This window comes from Mesorhizobium sp. CA7 (assembly GCF_020165015.1).
Lineage (GTDB): Bacteria > Pseudomonadota > Alphaproteobacteria > Rhizobiales > Rhizobiaceae > Mesorhizobium.
The window spans coordinates 319,801-343,142 of record NZ_JAIUHH010000002.1 but is presented as its reverse complement, the minus strand read 5'-3'; the positions used below and the strand labels follow the sequence as shown (position 1 = coordinate 343,142).

General features: G+C 64.2%; 24 protein-coding genes. All 24 read right to left on the bottom strand.

The genetic code is table 11. From position 1 onward, the window contains the following. Positions 1-63: 63 nt before the first annotated feature. On the bottom strand, positions 64-1,023 hold the full coding sequence (gene truB, locus LB552_RS06375) for a tRNA pseudouridine(55) synthase TruB (protein ID WP_224602929.1): 960 nt from the start codon (positions 1,021-1,023) through the stop codon (positions 64-66). Then, positions 1,024-1,440, bottom strand: a complete 417-nt coding sequence (rbfA, locus tag LB552_RS06370; RefSeq protein WP_224602927.1) for a 30S ribosome-binding factor RbfA — start codon at positions 1,438-1,440, stop codon at positions 1,024-1,026. A gap of 123 nt (positions 1,441-1,563) precedes the next feature. After that, positions 1,564-4,131, bottom strand: coding sequence for a translation initiation factor IF-2 (infB, locus tag LB552_RS06365; protein WP_224602926.1), 2,568 nt, complete (start codon positions 4,129-4,131; stop codon positions 1,564-1,566). Then, entirely contained in the window at positions 4,128-4,778 is a 651-nt protein-coding gene (locus LB552_RS06360; RefSeq protein WP_224523891.1) for an RNA-binding protein, read from the bottom strand. Before LB552_RS06360 ends, infB begins: the two co-directional genes overlap by 4 nt. A gap of 32 nt (positions 4,779-4,810) precedes the next feature. Then, the gene (gene nusA / locus LB552_RS06355) at positions 4,811-6,406 is read right to left on the bottom strand and encodes a transcription termination factor NusA (RefSeq protein WP_224602923.1); all 1,596 of its coding nucleotides are present in this window, start codon (positions 6,404-6,406) and stop codon (positions 4,811-4,813) included. A gap of 46 nt (positions 6,407-6,452) precedes the next feature. Beyond that, positions 6,453-7,085, bottom strand: coding sequence for a ribosome maturation factor RimP (gene rimP / locus LB552_RS06350; protein WP_140629422.1), 633 nt, complete (start codon positions 7,083-7,085; stop codon positions 6,453-6,455). Positions 7,086-7,240: 155 nt separating this feature from the next. Beyond that, on the bottom strand, positions 7,241-7,528 hold the full coding sequence (locus LB552_RS06345; RefSeq protein ID WP_224551439.1) for a type II toxin-antitoxin system RelE/ParE family toxin: 288 nt from the start codon (positions 7,526-7,528) through the stop codon (positions 7,241-7,243). Beyond that, positions 7,525-7,767 (bottom strand): CopG family ribbon-helix-helix protein, encoded by a 243-nt coding sequence (locus tag LB552_RS06340; protein ID WP_224526699.1) that lies wholly within the window; start codon positions 7,765-7,767, stop codon positions 7,525-7,527. Before LB552_RS06340 ends, LB552_RS06345 begins: the two co-directional genes overlap by 4 nt. Before the next feature lie 50 nt (positions 7,768-7,817). Next, a complete protein-coding gene (locus LB552_RS06335) occupies positions 7,818-8,150 on the bottom strand; it encodes a DUF1778 domain-containing protein (RefSeq protein ID WP_224602913.1) in 333 nt (110 codons plus the stop codon). Between the two features lie 64 nt (positions 8,151-8,214). Beyond that, positions 8,215-8,925 (bottom strand): tRNA (guanine(46)-N(7))-methyltransferase TrmB, encoded by a 711-nt coding sequence (gene trmB, locus LB552_RS06330; RefSeq protein ID WP_224603400.1) that lies wholly within the window; start codon positions 8,923-8,925, stop codon positions 8,215-8,217. Further along, complete coding sequence (gene metK / locus LB552_RS06325) at positions 8,922-10,187, bottom strand: methionine adenosyltransferase (protein WP_224602911.1); 1,266 nt, start codon at positions 10,185-10,187, stop codon at positions 8,922-8,924. The genes trmB and metK overlap by 4 nt, the downstream gene beginning before the upstream one ends. Before the next feature lie 162 nt (positions 10,188-10,349). Beyond that, positions 10,350-10,772 carry a helix-turn-helix domain-containing protein gene (locus LB552_RS06320; protein WP_140545192.1) on the bottom strand — a complete coding sequence of 141 codons (423 nt, stop codon included), beginning with the start codon at positions 10,770-10,772 and terminating at the stop codon, positions 10,350-10,352. Positions 10,773-10,911: 139 nt separating this feature from the next. After that, positions 10,912-12,498 carry an apolipoprotein N-acyltransferase gene (gene lnt, locus LB552_RS06315; RefSeq protein WP_224545236.1) on the bottom strand — a complete coding sequence of 529 codons (1,587 nt, stop codon included), beginning with the start codon at positions 12,496-12,498 and terminating at the stop codon, positions 10,912-10,914. A 128-nt stretch (positions 12,499-12,626) separates the two neighbouring features. Beyond that, the gene (locus LB552_RS06310; RefSeq protein ID WP_224545235.1) at positions 12,627-13,145 is read right to left on the bottom strand and encodes a VOC family protein; all 519 of its coding nucleotides are present in this window, start codon (positions 13,143-13,145) and stop codon (positions 12,627-12,629) included. A gap of 12 nt (positions 13,146-13,157) precedes the next feature. Beyond that, positions 13,158-14,231, bottom strand: a complete 1,074-nt coding sequence (locus LB552_RS06305) for a hemolysin family protein (protein ID WP_224602909.1) — start codon at positions 14,229-14,231, stop codon at positions 13,158-13,160. A gap of 27 nt (positions 14,232-14,258) precedes the next feature. After that, positions 14,259-14,756 carry an rRNA maturation RNase YbeY gene (gene ybeY, locus LB552_RS06300; protein WP_224602907.1) on the bottom strand — a complete coding sequence of 166 codons (498 nt, stop codon included), beginning with the start codon at positions 14,754-14,756 and terminating at the stop codon, positions 14,259-14,261. Between the two features lie 12 nt (positions 14,757-14,768). After that, on the bottom strand, positions 14,769-15,761 hold the full coding sequence (locus tag LB552_RS06295) for a PhoH family protein (RefSeq protein ID WP_411962568.1): 993 nt from the start codon (positions 15,759-15,761) through the stop codon (positions 14,769-14,771). Positions 15,762-15,845: 84 nt separating this feature from the next. Next, entirely contained in the window at positions 15,846-17,255 is a 1,410-nt protein-coding gene (gene miaB, locus LB552_RS06290) for a tRNA (N6-isopentenyl adenosine(37)-C2)-methylthiotransferase MiaB (protein ID WP_224602905.1), read from the bottom strand. A gap of 145 nt (positions 17,256-17,400) precedes the next feature. Next, positions 17,401-18,201: a lysophospholipid acyltransferase family protein gene (locus LB552_RS06285; RefSeq protein WP_224602895.1), complete on the bottom strand. Its 801-nt coding sequence runs from the start codon at positions 18,199-18,201 to the stop codon at positions 17,401-17,403. 26 nt (positions 18,202-18,227) lie between these two features. After that, positions 18,228-18,722: a GNAT family N-acetyltransferase gene (locus tag LB552_RS06280; RefSeq protein ID WP_224602885.1), complete on the bottom strand. Its 495-nt coding sequence runs from the start codon at positions 18,720-18,722 to the stop codon at positions 18,228-18,230. Continuing rightward, complete coding sequence (gene tsaB, locus LB552_RS06275) at positions 18,722-19,480, bottom strand: tRNA (adenosine(37)-N6)-threonylcarbamoyltransferase complex dimerization subunit type 1 TsaB (RefSeq protein ID WP_224602882.1); 759 nt, start codon at positions 19,478-19,480, stop codon at positions 18,722-18,724. Before tsaB ends, LB552_RS06280 begins: the two co-directional genes overlap by 1 nt. 125 nt (positions 19,481-19,605) lie before the next feature. Next, entirely contained in the window at positions 19,606-20,712 is a 1,107-nt protein-coding gene (locus LB552_RS06270) for a DUF1513 domain-containing protein (protein WP_224602871.1), read from the bottom strand. Positions 20,713-20,716: 4 nt separating this feature from the next. Next, the gene (locus LB552_RS06265) at positions 20,717-21,790 is read right to left on the bottom strand and encodes an imelysin family protein (RefSeq protein ID WP_224602869.1); all 1,074 of its coding nucleotides are present in this window, start codon (positions 21,788-21,790) and stop codon (positions 20,717-20,719) included. A 19-nt stretch (positions 21,791-21,809) separates the two neighbouring features. After that, entirely contained in the window at positions 21,810-23,294 is a 1,485-nt protein-coding gene (locus LB552_RS06260; RefSeq protein WP_411965671.1) for a di-heme oxidoredictase family protein, read from the bottom strand. Positions 23,295-23,342: the final 48 nt, after the last annotated feature.

The following is a 23,342-nucleotide window of genomic DNA, read 5'->3' as shown; positions in this document are numbered from 1 at the left end:
GTTGATGCATGTCGTTATCCCAAAACCGTTGCGCACTTTTGGGCGACATGCACTAAGCCGGATTCACCCGACAAAGACCCGCTTGGGCTTGAACATGCCCTGCTCGATGGCGCCGATGGCGACGAGCTTGCCGCGCGCGGTAGCACAGGCCTCCTCGGCCTCGACCGGCGCGTCGCGGCCGCGAATGATGACGGGATTGCCGAGGCGGATCTTCGTCGCCGCGTCGTCGCTGACCGCGACCTGCGGCAGGCAGTCGAGCGCCGCCGCTGTTTCGACAAGCAGCGCATCTATGGCGCTGAAATCGACCGGGGCGTCCATTTCATCGGATTTGTCGTCATCCTTTTCGCCAAAGCGAGCCGCTTCCAGCTCGGCGACAGTGACGAAATCCTCCGGCGTGAACGGCTCGACCTCGACGCGGCGCAATTCGGCGATGTGGCCGAAGCAGCCGAGATCGCGGCCCATGTCGCGGGCCAGCGAGCGCACATAGGTGCCCTTGCCGCATTCGACCTCGAAGACAGTCTTGTCGGCACCATGTTCGACAATGTCGAGGCGGCCGATTTCAATTTCCCGCGCGGGTATCTCGACCGTCTCGCCTTCACGGGCAAGGTCATAGGCGCGTTCGCCGGCGATCTTGATGGCCGAGAATTGCGGCGGCGTCTGCATGATGACGCCGGTGTATTTCGGCAGCAGCGCCCTCACCTCCGCCTCGTCCGGCCGACGGTCGGAATTGTTGGTCACCGGGCCTTCGAGGTCGTCGGTCGAGCGCTCTTCGCCCCAGGCGACGGTGAAGCGGTAGACCTTGGCGCCGTCCTGCACATAGGGAACGGTCTTGGTCGCCTCGCCGAGCGCGATCGGCAACATGCCGGAAGCCAGCGGATCGAGCGTGCCGGCATGGCCGGCCTTCTCAGCCTGAAACAGCCATTTGATCTTGGAAACCGCCTCGGTCGAGCCCATGCCGACCGGCTTGTCCAGCACCACCCAACCGGAGACCGGCCGCCCCTTCTTCTTACCGCGACGCGCCACCTATTCCTCGTCCTTGTCGTTGTTCTTGTCGTCACCGAGATCGCGCGCGACTTCGGGCGATTTCAGCAGTTCATTGATCTTCGCGAAATTGTCGAAGGAAGTGTCGAGCCTAAAGCGAAACTCCGGCATGTACTTCATCTGCCTGAGCGCGCCGGAGACGCGGCCGCGGATGAATTTCGCGTGCCTGTTGAGCGCCTCGATCACGGCGCTATCGTCGCCTGCGCCAAGCGGCGAGACGAAGGCGGTGGCAATCTTGAGATCGGGCGACATGCGCACCTCGGACACAGAGACGACGCTGTTCTCGATCACCGGATCGATGATCTCGCCGCGCTGCAAGGTTTCGGACAGGGCGTGACGCACCTGCTCGCCGACGCGCAGCATGCGCTGGGAGGGGCCTGACGGTGTCGAACGGGGCATTTTCTCTGGTCCTGAAATCGTGAAGCGCGGGATGGGACCGCGCCACATGTCTCAACATGCATGAGGGATCTGGGCGGCAGCCTTTCGGCCGCCGCCCTTTATTATTCGGCAAGTATACCCGAATTAGAGCGTTCTGGTTACCATCTCGACGCGGAAGCACTCGATGACGTCGCCGACACGCATGTCCTCGTAGTTCTGGAAGGCCATGCCGCATTCCTGGCCGCCCGGCACTTCCGCAACCTCGTCCTTGAAGCGCTTCAGCGTCTTCAGCGTGCCTTCGTGGATCACGACGTTGTCGCGGATTAGGCGAACACCCGCGCCACGCTCGACCTTGCCTTCGGTGACACGGCAGCCGGCGATCTTGCCGACCTTGGAGATGTCGAAGATCTCGAGGATCTCGGCATTGCCGATGAAGGTCTCGCGCCGCTCCGGCGAAAGCATGCCGGAAAGCGCTGCCTTCACGTCATCGACGAGGTTGTAGATGATCGAGTAGTAGCGGATCTCGATGCCGGCCGCGGCCGCGGCAGCACGCGCCTGCGCATTGGCGCGGACGTTGAAGCCGATGATCGCCGCTCCGGACGTCTCGGCGAGCGAGACATCGCTTTCAGTGATGCCGCCGGCGCCGGCATGGACGATGCGCGCGCGCACCTCGTCATTGCCGAGCTTTTCAAGCGCGGCATTGATCGCCTCGATCGAACCCTGCACGTCGCCCTTGATGACCAGCGGGAATTCCTTCAATCCGCTCGTCTGCAGCTGCGACATCATCTGCTCGAGCGAGCCGCGCTGGCCGGCATGCTTGGCCACCGCCTTGTCGCGCGCCAGGCGCTGGCGGTATTCGGTGATCTCACGGGCGCGCGCCTCGTTGTTGACGACGGCGAAGCGGTCGCCCGCCTGCGGCGTGCCCTGGAGGCCAAGCACCTCGACCGGCATTGCCGGCGGCGCTTCCGGCACATGCTCGCCGCGATCGTTGACGAGCGCGCGCACACGGCCCCACTCGTTGCCGGCGACGATGATGTCGCCCGGCATCAGCGTGCCGGTCTGCACCAGCACGGTGGCGACGGGACCGCGTCCCTTGTCCAGCTGCGCCTCGATGACCGCGCCTTCGGCGGTGCGGTCGGGATTGGCCTTGAGGTCGAGGACTTCGGACTGCAGCAGGATCGCTTCCAAGAGCTTGTCGAGATTGATGCCCTTGGTCGCCGAAACCTCGACGTCCAACACCTCACCGCCCATCGATTCCACGAACACTTCGTGGCGCAGCAGTTCGGTCCGCACCTTCTGCGGGTCGGCATCGCGCTTGTCGATCTTGTTGATGGCCACGATGATCGGCACGCCGGCCGCCTTGGCGTGATTGATCGATTCGATCGTCTGCGGCATCACGCTGTCGTCGGCCGCCACCACCAACACCGCGATGTCGGTAACCTGCGCGCCACGGGCGCGCATGGCCGTAAAGGCCGCGTGGCCGGGCGTGTCGATGAAGGTGATCTTCTGACCGTTCTTCTCGATCTGGTAGGCACCGATATGCTGGGTGATGCCGCCGGCCTCGCCGGAGACGACATTGGCGTTGCGGATCGCGTCGAGCAGCGAGGTCTTGCCGTGGTCGACATGGCCCATGATCGTCACGACCGGCGGACGCGACACAAGGTCTTCCGGGCGGTCGGCGATGTTGAACAGGCCTTCCTCGATGTCGGATTCGGCGACGCGGCGGACCGTGTGGCCGAATTCGGAGGCGACCAGTTCGGCCGTGTCGGCGTCGATGACGTCGCCCGGCTTGAGGATCTGGCCCTGCTTCATGAAGAACTTGACCACGTCCACGGCGCGCTCGGACATGCGTTGCGCCAGTTCCTGGATGGTGATGGTTTCGGGCAGGATCACTTCGCGCATGACTTTCTCGCGCGGCTCATTGTGAAGCGCGCGTTTGAATTTTTCCTGGCGGCGACGCATCGACGATAGCGAACGGGCGCGTGCGTCGTCATCCGACAGCGCCGAGTTCAGCGTCAGCTTGCCGCGGCGGCGATCTTCCTCGCCCTTTGTCGGCTTGGCAGGCCTTGCCACTTCCGGCGTCGCAAGACGGCGCGGTGGCGCACTCGCGGCACCGGCACCGGTACGCCTCGGCTTGGCCTCCTCCTCGTCGTCAGCGGTGGCGACATCCGCAGCCAGCGGCGCGCGGCGGCGAGCCTCTTCCTCGGCGCGCCGGCGGGCCTCGGCCTCAGTCTGCAGGCGTACCTCCTCCTCGGCCTGACGGCGCGCGGATTCGTCGCGCTCGCGCTTGCGGCGTTCCTCTTCCTCGGCGCGGCGCTTGGCATCTTCCTGAGCGCGCAAGCGATCCTCGGCCTCGCGGGCCTTGGAGCCTTCCAGCGCCTTGCGGCGCGCTTCCATCTCGCCGCGCGAGAGCTCGTTCAGGACCATGCCGGAACGCTCCGGCGGCGGAGGCGGCGCCTTCGGCGCTTCCTGCACGACAGGCGCGGCGGCAACGGCGGGCTTCGGCGTGAAGACGGACGCAGCCACCGGTTCCGGCTTGTCGCCGGGCAGCGAGAACTTGCGCTTCTTGGTCTCGACCACGACCGACTTGGTGCGGCCATGCGAGAAATTCTGGCGCACGGTGCCCTGCTCGAGGCCGGGGCGCTTCAGCGTCAAGGTCTTCTTCGGCGTCACGCTCAACGTCTTGTCGTCGCCCGATTTCGTATCGCTCATTCCATATCCTCTGCGGCATCATCTTCGTCAGCAACGGCCGCAAGCATTGCCAGATCGTTCGGGGTACCGCCCCGATATCGGTCGAGCGCAACTACGCGCTTCTCAACCGCCTGTCCCGCGTCCTGCGCGAGAACGGCAGCATGTATCACATTTGTACCCCCCAATGCCAAGCTCAACTCGGCTTCGGGGAAAAGTTTGTAGGCAAGGATGGCCGGTCCGCCGAGATGGACGGTTGCCCGCCGCGCCTGACTGATCTTGCGGACACCGTCGTCCGAAGCCTCGGTCGCATGCAGCACTAGAAGCGCCAGCCCGTCGCGCACCGCACCTTCGACCTTGGCAGCGCCAAGGACGACGGCGCCAGCCTTGCGAGCAAGGCCAAGCATGCCCAGAGCGGATCTGGAGAGCAGCCCGTCGACCATGCCGCCGAGATCGGCCGGAACGGTCACCTGCGCCTTGAAGGCACGGGCAAACAGGTTCTTGGCCGCTGCCTTCTCGATATGTAGGCGATCGGCAGTAACCCAGCAACCGCGGCCGGGCAGATTTCTCTTGATGTCCGGAACGACGACCGAATCCGGACCGACGACGAAGCGGATCAGTTCATCCGCTTCGGCCTGCCTGCGCGTAACGATGCAAGTGCGATCGTTCATCTCGTCCACGGGCTTTGCGATTGGTGGTCACCTCACGCACCGACGGTTTCGTCGGCCGCTGCCTCTTCGGCAGCGAGTTCTTCCTCGGTGATCCAGCCGGCCTGCTTGCGGGCGGCGAGCACCATCTGCTCCGCCTCCGCGCGCGAGACGCCGTGGCTGGCGAGCACGCCCGGATAGACCTTGGTCTCGCCGTCCTTGCGCTCTTTCCAGCCGATCAGATCGTCGGCGGCATAGCCGGCGAAGTCCTCGACCGTCTTCACGCCGTCCTCGCCGAGCGTCACCATCATGGCGGTGGTGATGCCGGGAATGTCGCGCAGTTCGTCCTTCACGCCCAGCGCCTTGCGCTTTTCATCGTGCTCGGCCTCGATCTTCTCCAGATATTCGCGGGCGCGGGTCTGGATTTCCAAAGCGGTGTCCTCGTCGAAGCCATCGATCGAGGAAATTTCGCCAGAGTCGACATAAGCGACTTCCTCGACGCTGGTGAAGCCTTCGGAGGCAAGCACCTGGCCGACCATCTCGTCGACGTCGAGCGCTTCCATGAAGAGCGCCGAACGCTCGACGAATTCCTTCTGGCGACGCTCGCTTTCTTCCTGCTCGGTCAGGATGTCGATGTCCCAGCCGGTGAGCTGCGAGGCAAGGCGCACGTTCTGGCCGCGGCGGCCGATGGCCAGCGACAGCTGGTCGTCCGGTACCACCACCTCGATGCGCTCGGCGTCCTCGTCGAGCACCACCTTGGCGACCTCGGCCGGCTGCAGCGCGTTGACGATGAAGGACGCGGCCGATGGCGACCAGGGAATGATGTCGATCTTCTCGCCCTGCAATTCGCCGACCACGGCCTGGACGCGGCTGCCGCGCATGCCGACGCAGGCGCCGACCGGATCGATCGAGGAATCGCGCGAGATAACGGCGATCTTGGCGCGCGAGCCCGGATCGCGGGCGACCGACTTGATCTCGATGATGCCGTCGTAGATTTCCGGCACTTCCATGGTGAACAGCTTGGCCATGAACTGCGGATGCGTACGCGACAGGAAGATCTGCGGGCCGCGCTGCTCGCGGCGCACGTCATAGACATAGGCCCGCACGCGGTCGCCATATTTATAGTTCTCGCGCGGGATCAGCTCATCGCGGCGGATGATCGCCTCGCCTCGGCCGAGATCGACGATGACATTGCCGTACTCGACGCGCTTGACGGTGCCGTTGACGATCTCGCCGATGCGATCCTTGTACTCGTCATACTGGCGATCGCGCTCGGCCTCACGCACCTTCTGCACGATGACCTGCTTGGCCGACTGCGCGGCGATGCGGCCGAAATCCATGGGCGGCAGCTGCTCGGCGATGAAGTCGCCGATCTGGGCGTCGGGGTTGCGCTCGCGCGCCGTGGAAAGCGCGATCTGCGTCGCGTAGTCCTCGACCTTCTCGACCACTTCCATCAGCCGCTGCAGCTTCATCTCGCCGGTGTTCGGGTTGATGTCGGCGCGGATGTTGGTCTCCTGGCCGTAACGAGAGCGCGCTGCCTTTTGGATGGCATCGGCCATGGCGGCGATGACGATCTGCTTGTCGATCGACTTTTCACGCGCGACCGCGTCGGCGATCTGCAGCAGTTCAAGCCTGTTGGCGCTTACAACCATTGTCTTTCTCCCGATTTCGCGCCGGGCATACGGCCCGGCTACTCAATCAACTTTCCTGTTCGGTTTCATTTTCCTCGCCGTCGGCGGCGTCTTCCGCTTCGCCACGGCGCTTCCTGGCTTCCTTGCGCGCCCGGTTGTCCTTCGACAGGGCATCGCGGATGAGATCGTCGGTCAGCACCAGCCGGGCCTCGGCGATCGCGTCGTAAGGCACGCGCACCGTCGGCTCTTCGCCATAGGCCGCCTTGTCGCGCTCGATCAGGATGCCATCGGCATCCGCCTCGGCGATCTTGCCTTTGAAGCGTTTGCGGTCGCCGACAAGAACCGATGTCTCCAGCTTGACCAGATGGCCGGTCCAGGCGGTGAAATCCGACTTGCGCACCAGCGGCCGGTCGATGCCTGGCGAGGAAACTTCCAAATGATACGCCTTTTCGATCGGATCATCGACATCGAGCGCCGGCGACACGGCGCGGCTGACCTCTTCGCAATCCTCGACGGTCATGGTGCCGTCCTCGCGTTCGGCCATGATCTGCAGCGTCAGCCCGTTCTGGCCGGTCAACTGCACCCGCACGAGCCGGAAGCCGATGGCCTTGAGCACCGGCTGCACGATCAGCGCAATGCGCGCATCGATACCGCTTTCGCGGATGATACGGTCGTCGGCCTCGCTTGCCGCTGCAGTCATCAGATCCCTGTCGCTTTTTGCTTCCGGCCGGCAGGTAACAAAAAAGAGCGGGACCGGGTGGACCCACTCTTCGTCATACCGACCAAGAATTTGAAGTTGATATAGACGATTGCCGCCGGCGTTTCAAGCCTTCAGGCACAGGCCAGCGGTGGTGTCTACAACTGGCGCGGCCATCGTTGGGCCGCATGCATCACGGTGAGTATCTCGATCTCCTCGCCGATAACACGGTAGGGAATTATGTATGGGACATCAGCGAGGACCAGTTCTCGTGTCCCTTTCACCCGCCCGACCCGCCCCATGGCGGGTTGCTCGGCGAGATTGTCCGCACAGGAAACGATACCGGCAACCACTCGTGCCGCGGCCGTTGGATTGTCCTTTTCGATGAAAGCGCCAACCTGGTCGAGACGACGCACGGCGCGCTGGGTCCAGCGGGTCCGCTTCATCGTTCGGGCTTGACGTATTTCGCTATGACGCCGGCCAAGTCCTTCTCGCGTGCGAATTCTCCTCGATCGGCTTCGTCAAGGCCGGCCTCGATCTCGGCAAGCTGCCATTCTTCCCTGGCGACATAGTCTTCGATCGCTTGAGCGGCGACGTAGGAACGAGAGCGATCCACCTTTTCAGCCAGTTGGTCCAGCTTGGCCACAGTCTCATCCGGAAGCCGTACGGTGAAGGCGCTCATCATCGTGTCTCCATTCTGGTTCATTGTGAATGTGGTAGAACCAAAGTGGTTCGTCAATTCCGCACGTCGTGAGGCGGAGCGGCGACGCAGCGCTTCGTCGTATAACCAGCTTCCCAAGGCGCCGACCGCTTTGCCAATTCCACCATGTCCGGAACCGGCGCGGCCGGGGCCGACAGGACCTCCATGAACTCCGCGAACCCTTCCGGGATCATGCGGACAAGACGGTCGTCCATCAGCATATCCTCGGCCGCGCGCACGGCAGCATCGCGCACGAAATCCGCGCGGGATCGGCCGCGCAGAGTGGCGGCACGATCAATCATCGCCACGTCCGCTTCCGGCAGGCGAATTGAGATCGGGTATTCCTTACCTTCAACCGAGGCGGCCATGACTGTCCTGCCCCGCAATACGATCTGTAGCGCTATATGCAATACAGAAGCCCGCCCGACCTTTCTATTTTCGGATAAAGGCCAGATAGGCCGGCCGCCGTCCTTCGCGGATGGCCTTGGCCTCGTAGCGGGTGCCTGGCCAGCCGTCATAGGGCTGGTGCCAGCCGGAAGCGTCCTCGGCCTGCCATGCGAAGGCGCCGTGTTCGCGGCAGGCAAGCAGCGTCCAGTTCACATAGCTGTCGATGTCGGAAGCGAAGCGGAACCTGCCGCCGGCTTTCAGCACCCGGGCAAAGCGGTCGAGATTGGCGGCGCCGACAAAACGCCGCTTCCAGTGCTTCTTCTTCGGCCACGGATCGGGATAAAGCAAGTCGATGCCGTCGAGCGAGGCTTCCGGCAGCCAGTCGAGCAGGCGCGTGGCGTCGTCGTCATAAACCCTGAGATTGGCAAGCGGCGCCTTGGCAAGCGCCGTCATCATCTTGGCCATGCCGTTGACGAAGGGCTCGACGCCGATGAAACCGGTTGCCAGCGCTTCCGTCGCGCGATGCAGGAGATGCTCGCCGCCACCGAAACCGATTTCCAGCTGCAGCGTCGAGACCGGTGCCTTGAACAAGGTCCTGAGATCGGCCGGCGCTTGCGCCGTCAGGTCGATCCGGTATCGGCGCAGGCCGCTTTCGAGGGCGATCGCCTGCTGCGGGCGTATAGTCTTGCCGTGCCGGCGACCGAAGAATCCTTCGGTCGCCCGGCTCGGCCTATCCTTTGCGTCCGCTGGCGTCAGGCGGCGACGGCGTCCTTGAGCGCCTTGGCAAGATCGGTCTTTTCCCAGGAGAAGGAGCCGTCGCGACCGGCCTTGCGACCGAAATGGCCGTAGGACGAGGTTTTTGCATAGATCGGCTTGTTGAGGTCGAGATGACGGCGAATGCCCGACGGCGACAGGTCCATCACCTTGCGCAGCGCATCCTCGAGCTTCGCTTCGTCCACCTTGCCGGTGCCGTGCAGGTCGACATAGACCGACAGCGGCTGGGCGACGCCGATGGCGTAGGAGAGCTGGATGGTGCAGCGGTCGGCAAGCTTGGCCGCCACCACGTTCTTGGCAAGATAGCGCGCCGCATAGGCGGCCGAACGGTCGACCTTGGTGGTGTCCTTGCCCGAGAAGGCGCCGCCGCCGTGGGGGGCTGCGCCACCATAGGTGTCGACGATGATCTTGCGGCCGGTGAGGCCGGCATCGCCGTCAGGCCCGCCGATGACAAATTTGCCGGTCGGGTTGATGTACCAGTTGCAGTCCTCGGCGATCTTCAAGTCGCCAAGCGCCTCGCGGATATAGGGCTCGACCACCTTGCGGACCTTCTTGGAGTCCCAGTTCGCATCGAGATGCTGGGTGGAGAGCACGATCTGCGTGACTTCCGCCGCCTTGCCGTCGGCATAGCGCACGGTGACCTGGCTCTTGGCGTCCGGGCCGAGCTTGCCTGCCTCGCCACTGCCTTCATGACGTGCCGCTGCCAGCAGTTCGAGAATCTTGTGGCTGTAATAGATCGGTGCCGGCATCAGGTCGGGCGTCTCGCGGCAGGCGTAGCCGAACATGATGCCCTGGTCGCCGGCCCCTTCCTCGCCCTGGCGGTCGGCGGCATTGTCGACGCCCTGGCCGATGTCGGGCGACTGGCCATGCAGCAGCACGTCGATCTTGGCGGTCTTCCAGTGGAAGCCGGACTGCTCGTAACCGATCTCGCGGATCGCCTTGCGGGCAACCGACTTGAACTTGGCCGGGTTGACCACAGGGTGGCCGGACGCGTCCTTGAGGACGTTGCCCGCCTTGTCCTTCTTCAAAAGCGTGTCCGGGACGCGGACCTCGCCGGCGATGACGACGCGGTTGGTGGTGGCCAGCGTCTCGCAGGCAACGCGCACCTTCCACGGATCCATGCCCGTCTTCTTGGCTTCGCGATAGACCAGATCGACGATCTCGTCGGAGATACGGTCACAGACTTTGTCGGGATGACCCTCGGAGACGGATTCCGAGGTGAAGAGATAGTTCTGCCGCGTCACGGGTGTCCCCTCTTGAAAAGATCGGCAAGCTGCCGATTTTGGCGCGCCACGTGTTAGCGGTGCCGGGCGCCGCTCGTCAAGCGGCGCGACGGATCTGGCATGAATGTAGGCAAGGTCGGCTATGCCACCGACGGCATGAAACCGCCGGCGGCATCAGGCGAATCAATCGGCGTCCTCGGCGGAAAGTGCCTTCACCAGATCGATGATCCTGCGGCGCACCTTAACGTCACCGATCTTGACGAAGGCCCGGTTGAGCTGGAGACCCTCGGGACTGCCGCAGAATTCGATGGCGAACGCCATCGAGGAGTCTTCGGCAAATCCCCTGGTGCCGCCGGCGGGCTCCTCGCCCGGGGCATCCTCGAAGAAGAAGGCGACAGGAACGCTCAGGATGGAGGCGATCGCCTGCAGGCGGCTGGCGCCAACCCTGTTTGTGCCCTTCTCGTACTTCTGGATCTGCTGAAAGGTGATGCCGAGATTTTCACCCAGCTTTTCCTGGCTCATTCCAAGCATATTGCGACGCAGCCGGATGCGGCTCCCGACATGGATGTCGATCGGATTCGGCTTCTTCTTGTTCTCTTCTGTCATTTTTTCCTCGCCGAATTTTTCCGGCTTTTTCTATTTGTTCCGCCCATATGAAGCCGGAGCCACCTGCCCCAACAGAACCCTCCAACCGACTTCGAGAAAATTTTAGGCGTTACAGTATGAGTTTCTAATGTGCCGACTGTCAATTCACCCGTAGCCGCTGCCTTACATTCAATGTGAAGGCAATCAGCGCAAACAGCAACATGATCAGCAATCCGTTAATGCGTCGCTGTTCGGCGGGCAGGAGGGAGCGCCCAGAAACGGGCACATGCGCGTCGATAGCGCCGCGCGCGTCGACGGCAAGCGCATCGACAATGCGCCCGCGCGAATCGACGACGGCCGATATGCCATTGTTAGCCGCGCGCAACAGAGGCATTCCATTCTCCGCTGCGCGAATCTGCGCCTGCCTGAAGTGTTGATACGGGCCTGGCGTGTCGCCGAACCATGCGTCGTTGGTGACGTTTACAATCAAGTCGGCGGATGCAGCGTCAGCAGCGACGAGATCGGGAAAAATCACCTCGTAGCAGATGAACGGAGCGGCACGCAGGCCGCCCGGAACGCCGATCGGATGGCGTTCGTTGCCGGCGGCGAAATTCATCGGCCCGGCAACGAGTTGGCCTATGCCCAAGCGTTCGAACAAGTCGGCGAAGGGCAGATATTCGCCGAACGGCACCAGATGCACCTTGTCGACGGCATCGACGATCTCGCCCTTGTCGTTGATCGCTACGACGGAATTGTAGTAGCGGCTGCCGGCATTGGCCGATCCGCCTTCTTCGCGCACGACACCGGCAATCAACATCTGACCGTCGGCCAGCATGTCGCCCAGCGCCGTCAGCGCGTCCGGACGCTCGGTGAAAAGGAACGGCACCGATGTCTCCGGCCACAGGATAAGCTGCGGCTTGGCATGGCCCTGTTCCGGCGCTTTCCCCGATATCCCCAGCAAAGTCGCGAAGATGCGGTCGCGCACCGAGGCATCCCACTTCTCGCTGAGATCGACCGCCGGCTGGACGATGCGAACGTCGATCGCGCGGCTCGATTCGACCGGTGCCGCAAGCCTGACATAGCCGAAGCCGACATGGGCGGCGACGAGGATCACGAACAAGGCGAGGCCGAGCTTGAGATGGTGGCGCGCGGCGAGGAGCGCAGGAAGCGAAAAGACAAAGACCGCAAGCGCATTCATGCCGATCATGCCGGTCACCGATACGCTCTGCATCAGGAGCGGCACCGGCATTGCGGCATAGCCGACGGCATTCCACGGGAAGCCGGTGAAGAGGAAATCGCGCAGCCATTCCGCGAGCCCGAAGCCGAAGGCTAACGCCGCGATACGACCGATATCGCTGCTCCAGAACAGCCGCGCTACAACGGTGGCAAAGCCATAGAAGAAAGCGAGCGCGAACGGGATGCCGACAACGGCGAAGGGCAAGGCCCACGCGAAGCTGTCGGCCTCGACCAGCAATGCCTGGCCGATCCACCAAAGACCGGCCAGGAAATAGCCGAAGCCGAACCACCAGCCAGCGGCGAAGGCCGGCCTCAGGCGCCTCAACCAGCCATCTGACGCCTCGCCGGTGGCGCCGTCGAGCAGCCAGACAAGGACCGGGAACGAAACGAAGCAGACGGCGAAGAAATCATAAGGCGCCTGGGCAAGCACCGCCAGCGCTCCGGCGGCAAACGCAACCAGAGCCCGCCGCCACCCCCACAGCAGAATTATCCGGCCGGCAAAGCGCTGCATCAAGCGTCCCAAGTCGCGCGAATCAGGGAGCTAGAGGTTTAACAGGCTGCACCGCCCGATCCAAACCCAGATAAGCGCAGCCTGATGCGCCGTCGCGCTATATCGGTATCCCGCCATAGCTCTTTGCCTTAGCCGCATTTCTGCAACGCCAAGCGATTCCGGTTGGGTGCAAAATGCTCAGTTGTGCCAGCCCTCGATCCGCAGCCGCTCAGCCGCTCGGCCTCGTCCTTCGGGACAACGCGCACGGTCTGGCTGAACGTCCAGACATGACCCTCGGGATCGCGGGCGCGGTATTGGCGCTCGCCGTAGAAATGATCCGTCGGTCCCTGAAGAATTTCCGCGCCGGCCGCACGTGCCTTTTCGCAATGAGCGTCGAGATCCTGCCGCAGCCGGATATAGACGGCCTGGGTGTTCTTGCCGCCGACCGAGGCCGGGCTGGCGACATGCTCGGCCCATTCGCAATCGACGATGATGTAGCCGTCGCCGAAACGCATTTCGGCATGGACAAGCCGGCCGTCGGCGTCGCTCACCACCATGCTTGGCTCGAAGCCGAAGGCCGCCTGCAGCCAGGTCAATGCGGCGCGCGGATCTTTATAGAAGACGCCTGAGCCGAGAACGGCATGCTTGAAAGGATCGTCGACGGGCATGTCGCGACGGTGTCAGGCCTGCTCGGTGCGCGCGGCGCGGCGGCGACGCTCGCCTTTCTGGCTCTGCACGATGCGCACGCGCTTGACGCGGCGCGGGTCGGCGTCGAGCACGTGGAACTCGAAACCTGGGATAGCCTGCACCACTTCGCCGCGAGCGGGGACGCGGCCGAGCGTGTTGAAGATCATGCCGCCGATTGTGTCGACATATTCGCCATGCTCGCCGGCGGCGAAATCCTCGCCGATCATCTTGGCGACCTCGTCGATCTCGGCTTTGCCGTCGACGACGAAGACGCCGTCGCCGGTCTGCGTGATCATCGGCTCGTCGTCGTCATGCTCGTCCTCGATGTCGCCGACCACCATCTCGACGATATCCTCCAGCGAGGCGAGGCCGTCGGTGCCGCCATACTCGTCGATGACCAGCGCCATCTGCGTGCGGGTCGTCTGCATGCGCCCCATCAGGTCGGAGGCAAGCATCGAGGGCGGCACGAACAGAACCGGACGGATCAGGCTGAGATCGCCGATGGTGCGCGCGAGATCGACCTGAGCAAGGTCGAGCGCGGTCGACACCGGCGCCTTCGCTCTGGTGCGGCCCTTCTTGACGCGGGCGACCTTGGTGATGTGGGCGAGTACGTCGCGGATGTGGACCATGCCGCGCGGATCGTCCAATGTCTCGGAATAGACCGGCATGCGCGAATGGCCGGACTGCTCGAACAGCCCAAGCAGATCGCCAAGCGTCGTGTTGATCTCGACCGCCTCGATGTCGGCGCGCGGCACCATGACGTCCTCCACCCGGACTTCGCGCAGGCGCAGGATGTTGTTGAGCATGGCGCGTTCGCCGGGCGAGAAGGCGCCGGCATCGGTCGCCGTTTCGGCAAGCGCGCCGGCGATTTCCTCGCGCAGGCTGGTGCCGTTGCGGTGCCGGAACAGGCCAAGCACACGGTCGACAAGGGAAGGACCGGCATGCGTCGGCTCAGCGGCCGCGCTGCCGGTCGGAATACTCGGACTTGAGCCCTCTTCCGTCTTTTCGGAAGACTTGGCAGCACTGCCGGCGTCCGGACGGGCGGCAGTTTCTGGTGTGTCGTTCATCGCCATCGGGTCAATTGAGCTTTTTTGTTACGCGTAGGGATCGGGAATGGCAAGTCTCGCAAGCGCCGCGCGCTCGATCGCTTCCATCTCCTCGGCCTCGGCGTCGGTCTCATGATCATGGCCCAAAAGATGCAGCAGGCCATGGATAACAAGATGGGTGATATGGTTCGCAACCGGCTTGTCTTCCAGTGCCGCCTCGCGAGATACCGTCTCGGAAGCCAGCACGATATCGCCCAGCATCGGCGGCAGCTTGCCGCCTTTCGAAAACGAAAAAGCCGGGAAAGACAAGACGTTGGTCGGCTTGTCCTTGCCGCGCCATTCGGCATTGAGCGCCTGGATATGGGCATCGTCGGAAAAAACGACGCTGAGCTCGGAAGCGCCGCCCGCGCCGGTCTCGGCAAAAGCGGCCGCAACTGCGCGCTCGACCAGACGCGTCAACTCGGCTTCCGCGGGCCAAGCGCCGGCCTCGATGAAAATATCGATGTCGACCGGGATTCCGGCAGAGGATTTGTTGTCTGCAGCCATGCGGCCTTTTGATCAGCTTTCGGCGCCGAGGCCTCGCGCCAGCTTGCCGTCGCGGTCATAAGCCTTGACGATCTCGGCGACCAGCGGGTGGCGCACCACGTCGCCTTCGTTGAAGCGGACCGTGACGATGCCCGGCACGCCGTCGAGGATGCGCAGCGCCTCGACCAGCCCCGACTTGGTGTTGGGCGGCAGGTCGATCTGGGTCGGATCGCCGGTGACGATCATGCGCGAGTTCTCGCCGAGACGGGTCAGGAACATCTTCATCTGCATCGGCGTGGTGTTCTGCGCCTCGTCGAGGATCACCGCCGCATGCGCCAGCGTGCGGCCGCGCATGAAGGCCAATGGCGCGATCTCGATGACTTCGGCGGCGATCGCGCGCTCGACCTTGTCGGCCGGCATCATGTCGTAGAGCGCGTCGTAGAGTGGCCGCAGATAGGGGTCGACCTTCTCCTTCATGTCGCCGGGCAGGAAGCCCAGCCGCTCGCCGGCCTCGACGGCCGGGCGCGACAGCACGATGCGCTCAACCATGCCGCGTTCGAGCAGCATGGCCGCATGCGCGACCGCCAGATAGGTCTTGCCGGTGCCGGCCGGGCCGATGCCGAAGACCATTTCCGAGCGCTCCAGCGCCCGCATATAGGCGTCTTGCGTCAGCGACCGGGCATAGATCGTCTTCTTGCGCGTCGCGATCTGGGCGGCCGAAACCTTGCCCTTGCGCTCCAACGTGGGCAGCGTCAGCTGGTCGTCGGCGGCAATCGCCATGCGCACGGCGCCGTCGACATCCGACTGGCCGATGTCGACGCCCTTCTGCAGGATGCCGTAGAGCGTATCCAGCGCCCGGCGCGCCTGCTCGGCGGCCGGAGCCGAGCCTTTGATCGCAAGCTGGTTGCCGCGCGAACGGATATCCACGCCGAGCTTCTGCTCGAGCCGGGCCAGATTCTCGTCGAACTGACCGTAAAGGGCGCTGGCAAGCTTGTTGTTGTCGAAGGTCAGTACGATGTGCGCCATGTCGGAAGCCCCGGACGCCTGGTTCGGGGGCGGATTCTTCAGTTCAGCAGCGCTCAACCGTCTCTCCTCATCTGCCGAGGCCCGTCAGGCCAGTTCGGCGAACAGGCTATTGTAGCCGGTCCTTGTGATTCGTACGTCGATAATGTCACCGATTCCGCCGGCCTTGTCGTCAACAATAACGGGCTGCAGCCAGGGCGAACGGCCAACTTTCTGCCCTGCCTGCCGGCCAGGCTTCTCGATCAGCGTGCCGATGGTCCTGCCGACCAGGCTCAAGCCGAAATCCTGCTGCTGCCTGAGAAGCAGAGCCTGCAGAGCCTGCAGACGCTCGTCCTTCACCGCTTCCGAGACATGGCCATCCATTTCGGCGCCCGGTGTGCCGGGGCGCGGCGAATATTTGAACGAGAAGGCCGAGGCATAGTTCACCTCGCGCACCAATTTCAGTGTCGCTTCGAAATCCTCATCCGTCTCGCCGGGGAAGCCGACGATGAAGTCGCCGGACATGGCAATATCGGCGCGGGCGGCGCGAATGCGCTCGATGAGCGCCAGATAGTCGCGCGCTGTATGGCGCCGGTTCATCGCCTTCAAAATCCGGTCGGAGCCCGACTGTACCGGCAGATGCAGATAGGGCATCAGCGCCGGCAGGTCCCGATGCGCGGCGATCAATTCGTCGTCCATGTCGCGCGGATGGCTGGTGGTGTAGCGCAGCCGCGCCAGGCCGGGGATTTCCGCCAGACGAAACAGCAGGCGGCCAAGACCCCATTCCTCGTCATTTTCGCCGATGCCGTGCCAGGCATTGACGTTTTGGCCGAGCAGCGTCACCTCGCGCACGCCGGCCTCGGCGAGGCGCTCGGCCTCGGCGACGATCTGCGCCACCGGGCGCGAAACCTCGGAGCCGCGCGTGTAAGGCACCACGCAGAAGGTGCAGAACTTGTCGCAACCTTCCTGCACCGTCAGGAAAGCGGTGACGCCGCGCCTGGCAAGCTCGGCGCGCTTCGGCTGCGGCAGATGCTCGAACTTGTCCTCGACGGCGTATTCGGTCTCGACGATCTTTTCGCCGGCACGGACCCTCGCCAGGACGTCGGGCAGCCGGTGATAGGTCTGCGGGCCGATGACCAGATCGACCGCTGGCGAGCGGCGGATGATCTCGGCGCCCTCGGCTTGCGCCACGCAGCCGGCGACACCGATCAGGAGCTCGCGGCCAGCCTCGGCGCGTTCGGCCTTCATGTCGCGAATGCGGCCAAGCTCGGAATAGACCTTTTCCGCCGCCTTTTCGCGGATATGGCAGGTGTTGAGCAGCACAAGATCCGCATTCTCGACGGCGTCGGTGGCGACATAGCCGTCGGCCGCCAGCGCATCGGTCATGCGCTGGGAATCGTAGACATTCATCTGGCAGCCATAGGTCTTGACGAAGACCTTTTTCGCCGCCCGGTCCGTGCCGGCCGAGTGCTCGGCGGCAGCGCCGATGCCGTGGCTTTCAATCGTGTTCAAATCCATCGGGCGGCTTCTAGCGCCTTTCCGTGACAAAAAACAGACGAATCTGCCTGAAGCAGGTCGTCCCGACAGGACCCGCTTCAGGCCTTTTTTCTTTATGTATGTCGTTATCCCAAAACCGCTACGCACTTTGGGCAAAATGCATCGGCTACCGGCTCTTGGCCGGATCGGCGAGGACGGCCTGCATCATCTCGCGCACCCTGGCTTCCATCAGCCGTGCCGTTTCCTTGCGGTTCGAGCCCTTGGAGAACGGCACAGGCTCGCCGAAATGCACCTCGGCATCGATCGCGCCTTCGGCAAGCAGGGTTCTCAGGTGCGGCATCAAATCCTGATCGCCGATCCAGGCGGACATCGGCCGATGGCGGCGGCCCATCGGCATGCCATGCAGGCGCGTATAGGCGATCGCCACGGGCTGGATGAAGACCTGGTCCGCCGCACCTTCCGAAATCGCCATCGAGGCGGCGCCGAAAAGCGTGCTCTTGAACGGCAGCACAAGGTTGCCGTCCCCGGTCGAACCTTCGGCGAACAGCACCATGGCGTCGCCCTTGGTCATGCGCCTGGCGATCTCACTCGCCTGGTCGCCGGAGGTGCGCTTGCGCTCGCGCTCGATGTAGACGGTGCGCTGCAACTTGGACAGCATGCCGATCAGCGGCCAGCCTTCCATGTCGGCCCTGGCGATGAACTTCACATCGACAAAGGAGCCGAGCACCATGATGTCGGTCCAGGAGATATGGTTGGCCGCGATCAGCAGCGGACGTTCCCTGGCCAGCGCGCCCTTCACATGCACCCGCATGCCCAGCGCCCTCAGGATCATGCGGTGCCAGATTTTCAGGATGAAGATCTCGGGCCAGAGTCCCGTCTTCATCGACAGGATCTGCAGCGGCACCAGCACCAGTGAACAGACGACGACATAGAAGAGCGCCAGGAAAATCCGCAATTTCTTGATCATTCGCTCCGCCCTATCGCGCGGACTGGCTAGCGAAGATCGCGGCGCATGACAAGCGCGCCGGTCGGACCGTGCTCGGTCGAACGGTAATAGTTCGGGCGGTGACCGACCTGGATGAAGCCGAGCCTGCGATAAAGCGCGATCGCCGGCGCATTGGTCTCGTCGACCTCGAGGAAGAGCGCTTCGGCGCGCTGCGCATGAAGCTCGCGCAGCACCGCATCCATCAATTGCCAGCCAAGGCCTCGGCGGCGATGGCTACGGGCGACGGCCACGGTCAGGATCTCACCCTCGCCGGCTGCGAGCCGTGCCAGCACGAAGCCAACCGGAGGTTTCGATCCCTGCCCTGTCTCGCGTGCGGCGTAGCCGAACACCGTGTCCTGCTCGAGCAGCGCTGCGAACTCGCCATCGGTCCAGGGCCGCACGAAATCCTCGCGATGCAGCTCCGAGACGGCGGCGCTGTCGGCAACCGTCAGCGGCTCCAGCGCATAGTCCCTGCGGCGCGGCTGAAAGAACGGTATGCGCATCAGGAGCCTTTTCTCTTTGGGCCATGATCTTTTCCAAAAACCGGGTCCCACTTTTTGGGATCATGGTCTGCCTTCGGACCCTTGGGCGCCTGCCTTGGAAGAATGAAGCCCGCCTGAGGCTTGGCGTCGGCGCTGCGCAGATAGAGCGGCTTGGGCTTTTCGCCCGGCTCCCTGATCGAGGCCAGCTTGGCATAGGTCGCGATGTCGGCAGTGGCGGCGACCGGACCGGTGTCGAAGGCACGGCCCGCCGCTGCGGCAATCTGTGGCGCAGCGGTGCCGACAAGGACGGCATCGGCGCCGTTGGCCATGATCGCCGCCTCGGAAAGCGTGGTCACCGAAGGTCCGTAAGCCCCTGCTAACGCTTCGTCAAAGAGCGCCGCGTGGATTTCGTCGCGGCCGGCATCGAGCGCGGCAAGCACCGCGCGCCCGGGAAAAGCTTTCGCACCCTCCGCCGCCAAGGCTTCCAGCGTCGTCACGCCGATCGCCGGGATTTTCAACGCCAGCGCCAGGCCGCGCGCGGTCGAGACGCCGACGCGTAGGCCGGTGAACGAGCCGGGTCCGATCGAGACGGCGACGGCGTTGAGATCAGGGTAGCCGACGCCGCCGGCTTTCAAGGCCGTCTCGATGACGGCCATCAGATGCTCGGCATGCCCCTTGCCTAGGTCGCGCACTTCGCGGCCAAGCTCCTTCCCCGCGCCCGCGTCATAGACACAGGCGGCGCAGAGATTGGCGGCGCAGTCGATGGCAAGCAGCTTCATACGGGCAGTTTCATAGGCCGGTTAACGAACTGGATCGAAACACAATTCCCTCTGCCCGGCATAGGCCACCGCCGCAAGGGCCAGGGCGGAGAAATGTTAAGCGGCTTCGCTTCTACGCGCCGCGATCACGCCGTCGCGACAATGCGCAGCATGTGGTTGTCCCAGACATAGTCCGGCTCTGAACGGGTGGCGCCGGCGCCACTGACGATTTCGCCGGCGCCGGTCGTCGCCATGAAGCCGGCGCCGTCGGGCGCGACGCCGCAGACCTCGACCAGCGCTCTTGTCGTGACCACGCGTCCGCTGGCGGCATCGATGACGGCCAGCGAATTGCCCTCCGGCGAGGTGACGGCGACCGTGCCCGTTGCGCCATTGGCGGCGACCGAGCCGATATAATTGTGGAAGCCCGAGAGCACGTCCTGCGGCATTTCCAGGAGCTCGAGCTCCCTGCCGCGCGCGGCGCGGCCGACCAATGCCGGTCGGTCGGTCGCCGGCCCGCGATACTGGCAGCCGAACCAGACGGTGCCCGCCTGGTCGCGATCCATGTGGCGGATCGAAAGCTGATGCAGCGCCGGCGGCAATTCGTGCTTTTCGATAAGGTCGCCGGTGATCCGGTCGACCAGTGTGTAGGAGGGCTTCATCGTCGCGATGTTGAGTTCGGCGCGACCGAAATCGGGATGGGTCTCGATGCCGCCATTGGCGACGGCTAAAGTGCGGCCATCGCCAAGCAGGAGCAGCTCATGCGGCCCCATGCCGTAGGTCGGGAACTCGCCGACGCGATTGAATTTCGCCCGCGCATCGTAGACGCCTACGACACCTGCCGCGTTGTCGAAGTCGTTCTCCGTAGCGTAGAGCAGAGCGCCGTCGGGCGAGAACACGCCATGGCCGAAGAAATGCCGGCCGGCGATGCTGGCGATGGTCAGCGGCTTGTCGCGGCCGGCATGGTCGAAGACCACCGCGAAGGTGCCGGGCTGGCGGGCGAAGACCACCGAGCGCTTCGACACCGGATCGAAAGTGACGTCGTGGCCGCGATCCGGCAGATCGACCGTATGCAGGATTTTCCCCGCCTCGGAGAGCACGGCGGCGCCGAAGCTGCCGTCGCGCTTGACGAAGGCCGTGGCGAACACCGCATCCGCGGCAAGCGTGTCAGCCCATGCGCGCGGCGCCATCGCGGCTGCGAAACCCGCGCCCGCTGCCCGCAGGAAATCGCGGCGGTCGATGAGGGCGGTTCTCACGGCATCAATCCCCGTCCAGCGAGGAGAAGCCGGCGGTCAGGCCGAATTCTGCGGTCAACCTGGTGCCGATCAAGGTCGACAGGCTGGAGGTGATCAGCGCGAAATGCTCGAGCTTGTCGCGCAGCGCGGGGTCGGCGAGCGCCTTGTCGATCGGACGGGCAACGGATTTCGCGGTTGTCACGCCGTTGGCGAGCTGGATGTGGATGGACTCGGCTATCCATTGCGCGTCGGCAGGCAGAGCGTCGCCGAGCCTGGAGGCATGAAACAGCTGGTCGATGCCCGAGAGATTTCCGGCGAGCGAGGCCGTCGTGTTCTGCGAGCGCCAGTAGATCGCCTGCTTCGGCTTGTCGGCATCGGGTTTCGCGCCGAGAAATCCCTTGAGCCGCACGTCGCGGATCATTTCCAGCTCGTTGATGAAGACGCCGACCAGTTCCGTCACCGCTTCGTTGCCGTCGCGGTAGAGCGGGTTCTTCGGCCCCGGATTGGCCCAGAGCGACGCAAAGCCGTCGGGCTTTTGCCAGGCGTCGCGCACCTCGCCCGCCATCGTTTCGATATTGCCGGCAACCGCCGCGCCATAGGCGCAGCGGTAAGGATCGTCTTTCCCGGCAAGCGTTTCGGCGCCGTCGCCGTAAAGCACATATTCGAGGGTCCCGAGGCCCTGCATAGCGACGCTCTTTTGCGCCAGTTGCGCCGGATCGGTGGCTGATGGGTCCTTGGATGCGAGCGTGGCCTGCACTTGCCTCAGGCCGATGCTCTTGCGGTCCGGCCAATACAGCATGCGTTCCAGCCGGTTGTTCTCCTTGATCGGTCCGAAGGCGATGATCTCGGCTACCGACCAGGCCTCGACCGTGCCTGAAAACGCCGCGCGAGCCGCTTCGAGCTTCTCCTTGGACGGCGCTTCGCAAAGCTGGTGCATCGCCTTGGTCAGGCCCGCCGCATGCTCATCGAGGCTGGCATAGGCGGGGCGGACGAAGCCATCGATCGCGCGGCCGATGACATCGGAAGCCTTGACCGCGGCTGATGCCGGCATCACGGCGGCCAGAAGGAACGGAAGAGCAAGGGCCATGCGTTTCGACATCAGAGCGACGCGTTCGACATCATAGGGACTCCAGGAATTTGATCAGCGCGTCGCGATCGGCCGCGGCGGCGCCGACAAAGCGGTCGCGCGCCTTCTGGCCCTCGCCGCCATGCCACAGGATCGCCTCGGCAAGCGTGCGGGCGCGGCCGTCATGCAGATAGAAAGCATTGCCGTTGACCGTCGCGGTAAGCCCGATGCCCCAGAGCGGCGGGGTGCGCCACTCGCTGCCGCTCGCTTGGCCGACGCGTTGCCCATCGGCAAGGCCTTCGCCCATGTCGTGCAGCAGGAAGTCGGAATAGGGCCAGATCAGTTGGAAGGCCTGCGCCTTGTCGGGCGTGCCGCGCATGGTGACGAATTTCGGCGCGTGGCAGGCAATGCAGCCCATGTCGTAGAACTGCTTTTTGCCGGCAAGCACATCAGGCTTGCCGATATCGCGCCGCGCCGGCACGGCCAGGTTCTGCGAATAGAAGGTGACGAGGTCCATCACCGGCGGCGGCGCCTCGGCCGTGCCAAGGCGTTGCTGCACCCCGTTTGGCATGGCCAGGCAATCCGTCTGCGCCTCGGTGCAATCGCCCCAGGGTTTCCGCACTTCGGGCGTCGAGATGCCGATATCGCCGGCAAAGGCATCGGCCGTTTGCTGGCGGATCAAGGCGGTCTGCGCCTTCCAGCCGAAGCGGCCCAAGGTCACCGCGCCGCTCAGCTCGTCGCGCACGATGTTCGGCCGGCCCGAAATGCCGTCACTGTTGCGATCGTCCGGATCGGCATTGGCGAGGATATCGGCCGGCGCGATCTGCTCGATCAGGCCCAGCCCGATCATCGGCGGCGTCAGGCGCGGCGACAGCGTGGTGCGCGGATCGAGCGGACCGTAGCCGAGATTTTCGATCGTATAGCTCGGCTTGCGCAGTGAAACGACGGCACCGTCGCCGAGCGTCACCTTTTGCTCCTGATAATCGACGCGCATCCGGCCCTCGCCCCTGAGTCCGGGAACCGCAAGGTCCTGCAGTTGCGCGCCATAGACAGGATCGGGAAAGTTCAGCAGCTTATGATCGGTGAGCGCGGCCCTTTCCTCGGCGCTATCGGCATCGCGCGCGAGTCTCAGGAACATCGATGTCGATCCGGCATCGCCTTCCGGAGGACGCCCGCGGCCATCCTTCAGGTGGCAGTTCTGACAGGCGCGCTCGTTGAACAGCGGGCCGAGCCCGTCCGAAGCCTGGGTCGAGGACGGCGACGACACCCAGTTCTTGCGAAACAGCGCGTTGCCGAGCTTGAAGGTTCCTTCTTCCTCGAAGGTGATATTGGCGGAGGATTGCGAGAAGGCATCTCGGTTGGCGTCCTTGCGCGACGTGCCGGCGCCACCCTGCATCAGCTCGAACGGCTCGGGCCTGGTGAAATCGGTTGTCGGCCTGGTGACCGCCAGAACCCGCGCCTGGTCCTTCGGCGTCAGGTCGGTGCGGCTCGTCGGCAGAGCGGCGGGCTGATCGGCTAAAGCGGATGCGGAAAGCATGATCGCCAGCAAAAGCGACGCCCCGCGACCGATGCGATATCGCGGGGT

Bases quoted from the DNA above. Each gene is read 5' to 3' on its own strand.
- LB552_RS06260 (WP_411965671.1), bottom strand. From the start codon at position 23,294: ATGCTTTCCGCATCCGCTTTAGCCGATCAGCCCGCCGCTCTGCCGACG.
- LB552_RS06280 (WP_224602885.1), bottom strand. From the start codon at position 18,722: ATGCGCATACCGTTCTTTCAGCCGCGCCGCAGGGACTATGCGCTGGAG.
- LB552_RS06295 (WP_411962568.1), bottom strand. From the start codon at position 15,761: ATGGCGCACATCGTACTGACCTTCGACAACAACAAGCTTGCCAGCGCC.
- lnt (WP_224545236.1), bottom strand. From the start codon at position 12,498: ATGCAGCGCTTTGCCGGCCGGATAATTCTGCTGTGGGGGTGGCGGCGG.
- LB552_RS06310 (WP_224545235.1), bottom strand. From the start codon at position 13,145: ATGCCCGTCGACGATCCTTTCAAGCATGCCGTTCTCGGCTCAGGCGTC.
- miaB (WP_224602905.1), bottom strand. From the start codon at position 17,255: ATGGATTTGAACACGATTGAAAGCCACGGCATCGGCGCTGCCGCCGAG.
- LB552_RS06345 (WP_224551439.1), bottom strand. From the start codon at position 7,528: ATGAAGCGGACCCGCTGGACCCAGCGCGCCGTGCGTCGTCTCGACCAG.
- infB (WP_224602926.1), bottom strand. From the start codon at position 4,131: ATGAGCGATACGAAATCGGGCGACGACAAGACGTTGAGCGTGACGCCG.
- rbfA (WP_224602927.1), bottom strand. From the start codon at position 1,440: ATGCCCCGTTCGACACCGTCAGGCCCCTCCCAGCGCATGCTGCGCGTC.
- LB552_RS06360 (WP_224523891.1), bottom strand. From the start codon at position 4,778: ATGAACGATCGCACTTGCATCGTTACGCGCAGGCAGGCCGAAGCGGAT.
- nusA (WP_224602923.1), bottom strand. From the start codon at position 6,406: ATGGTTGTAAGCGCCAACAGGCTTGAACTGCTGCAGATCGCCGACGCG.
- ybeY (WP_224602907.1), bottom strand. From the start codon at position 14,756: ATGGCTGCAGACAACAAATCCTCTGCCGGAATCCCGGTCGACATCGAT.
- LB552_RS06320 (WP_140545192.1), bottom strand. From the start codon at position 10,772: ATGACAGAAGAGAACAAGAAGAAGCCGAATCCGATCGACATCCATGTC.
- LB552_RS06305 (WP_224602909.1), bottom strand. From the start codon at position 14,231: ATGAACGACACACCAGAAACTGCCGCCCGTCCGGACGCCGGCAGTGCT.
- LB552_RS06335 (WP_224602913.1), bottom strand. From the start codon at position 8,150: ATGGCCGCCTCGGTTGAAGGTAAGGAATACCCGATCTCAATTCGCCTG.
- LB552_RS06265 (WP_224602869.1), bottom strand. From the start codon at position 21,790: ATGTCGAAACGCATGGCCCTTGCTCTTCCGTTCCTTCTGGCCGCCGTG.
- LB552_RS06285 (WP_224602895.1), bottom strand. From the start codon at position 18,201: ATGATCAAGAAATTGCGGATTTTCCTGGCGCTCTTCTATGTCGTCGTC.
- LB552_RS06340 (WP_224526699.1), bottom strand. From the start codon at position 7,767: ATGATGAGCGCCTTCACCGTACGGCTTCCGGATGAGACTGTGGCCAAG.
- tsaB (WP_224602882.1), bottom strand. From the start codon at position 19,480: ATGAAGCTGCTTGCCATCGACTGCGCCGCCAATCTCTGCGCCGCCTGT.
- rimP (WP_140629422.1), bottom strand. From the start codon at position 7,085: ATGACTGCAGCGGCAAGCGAGGCCGACGACCGTATCATCCGCGAAAGC.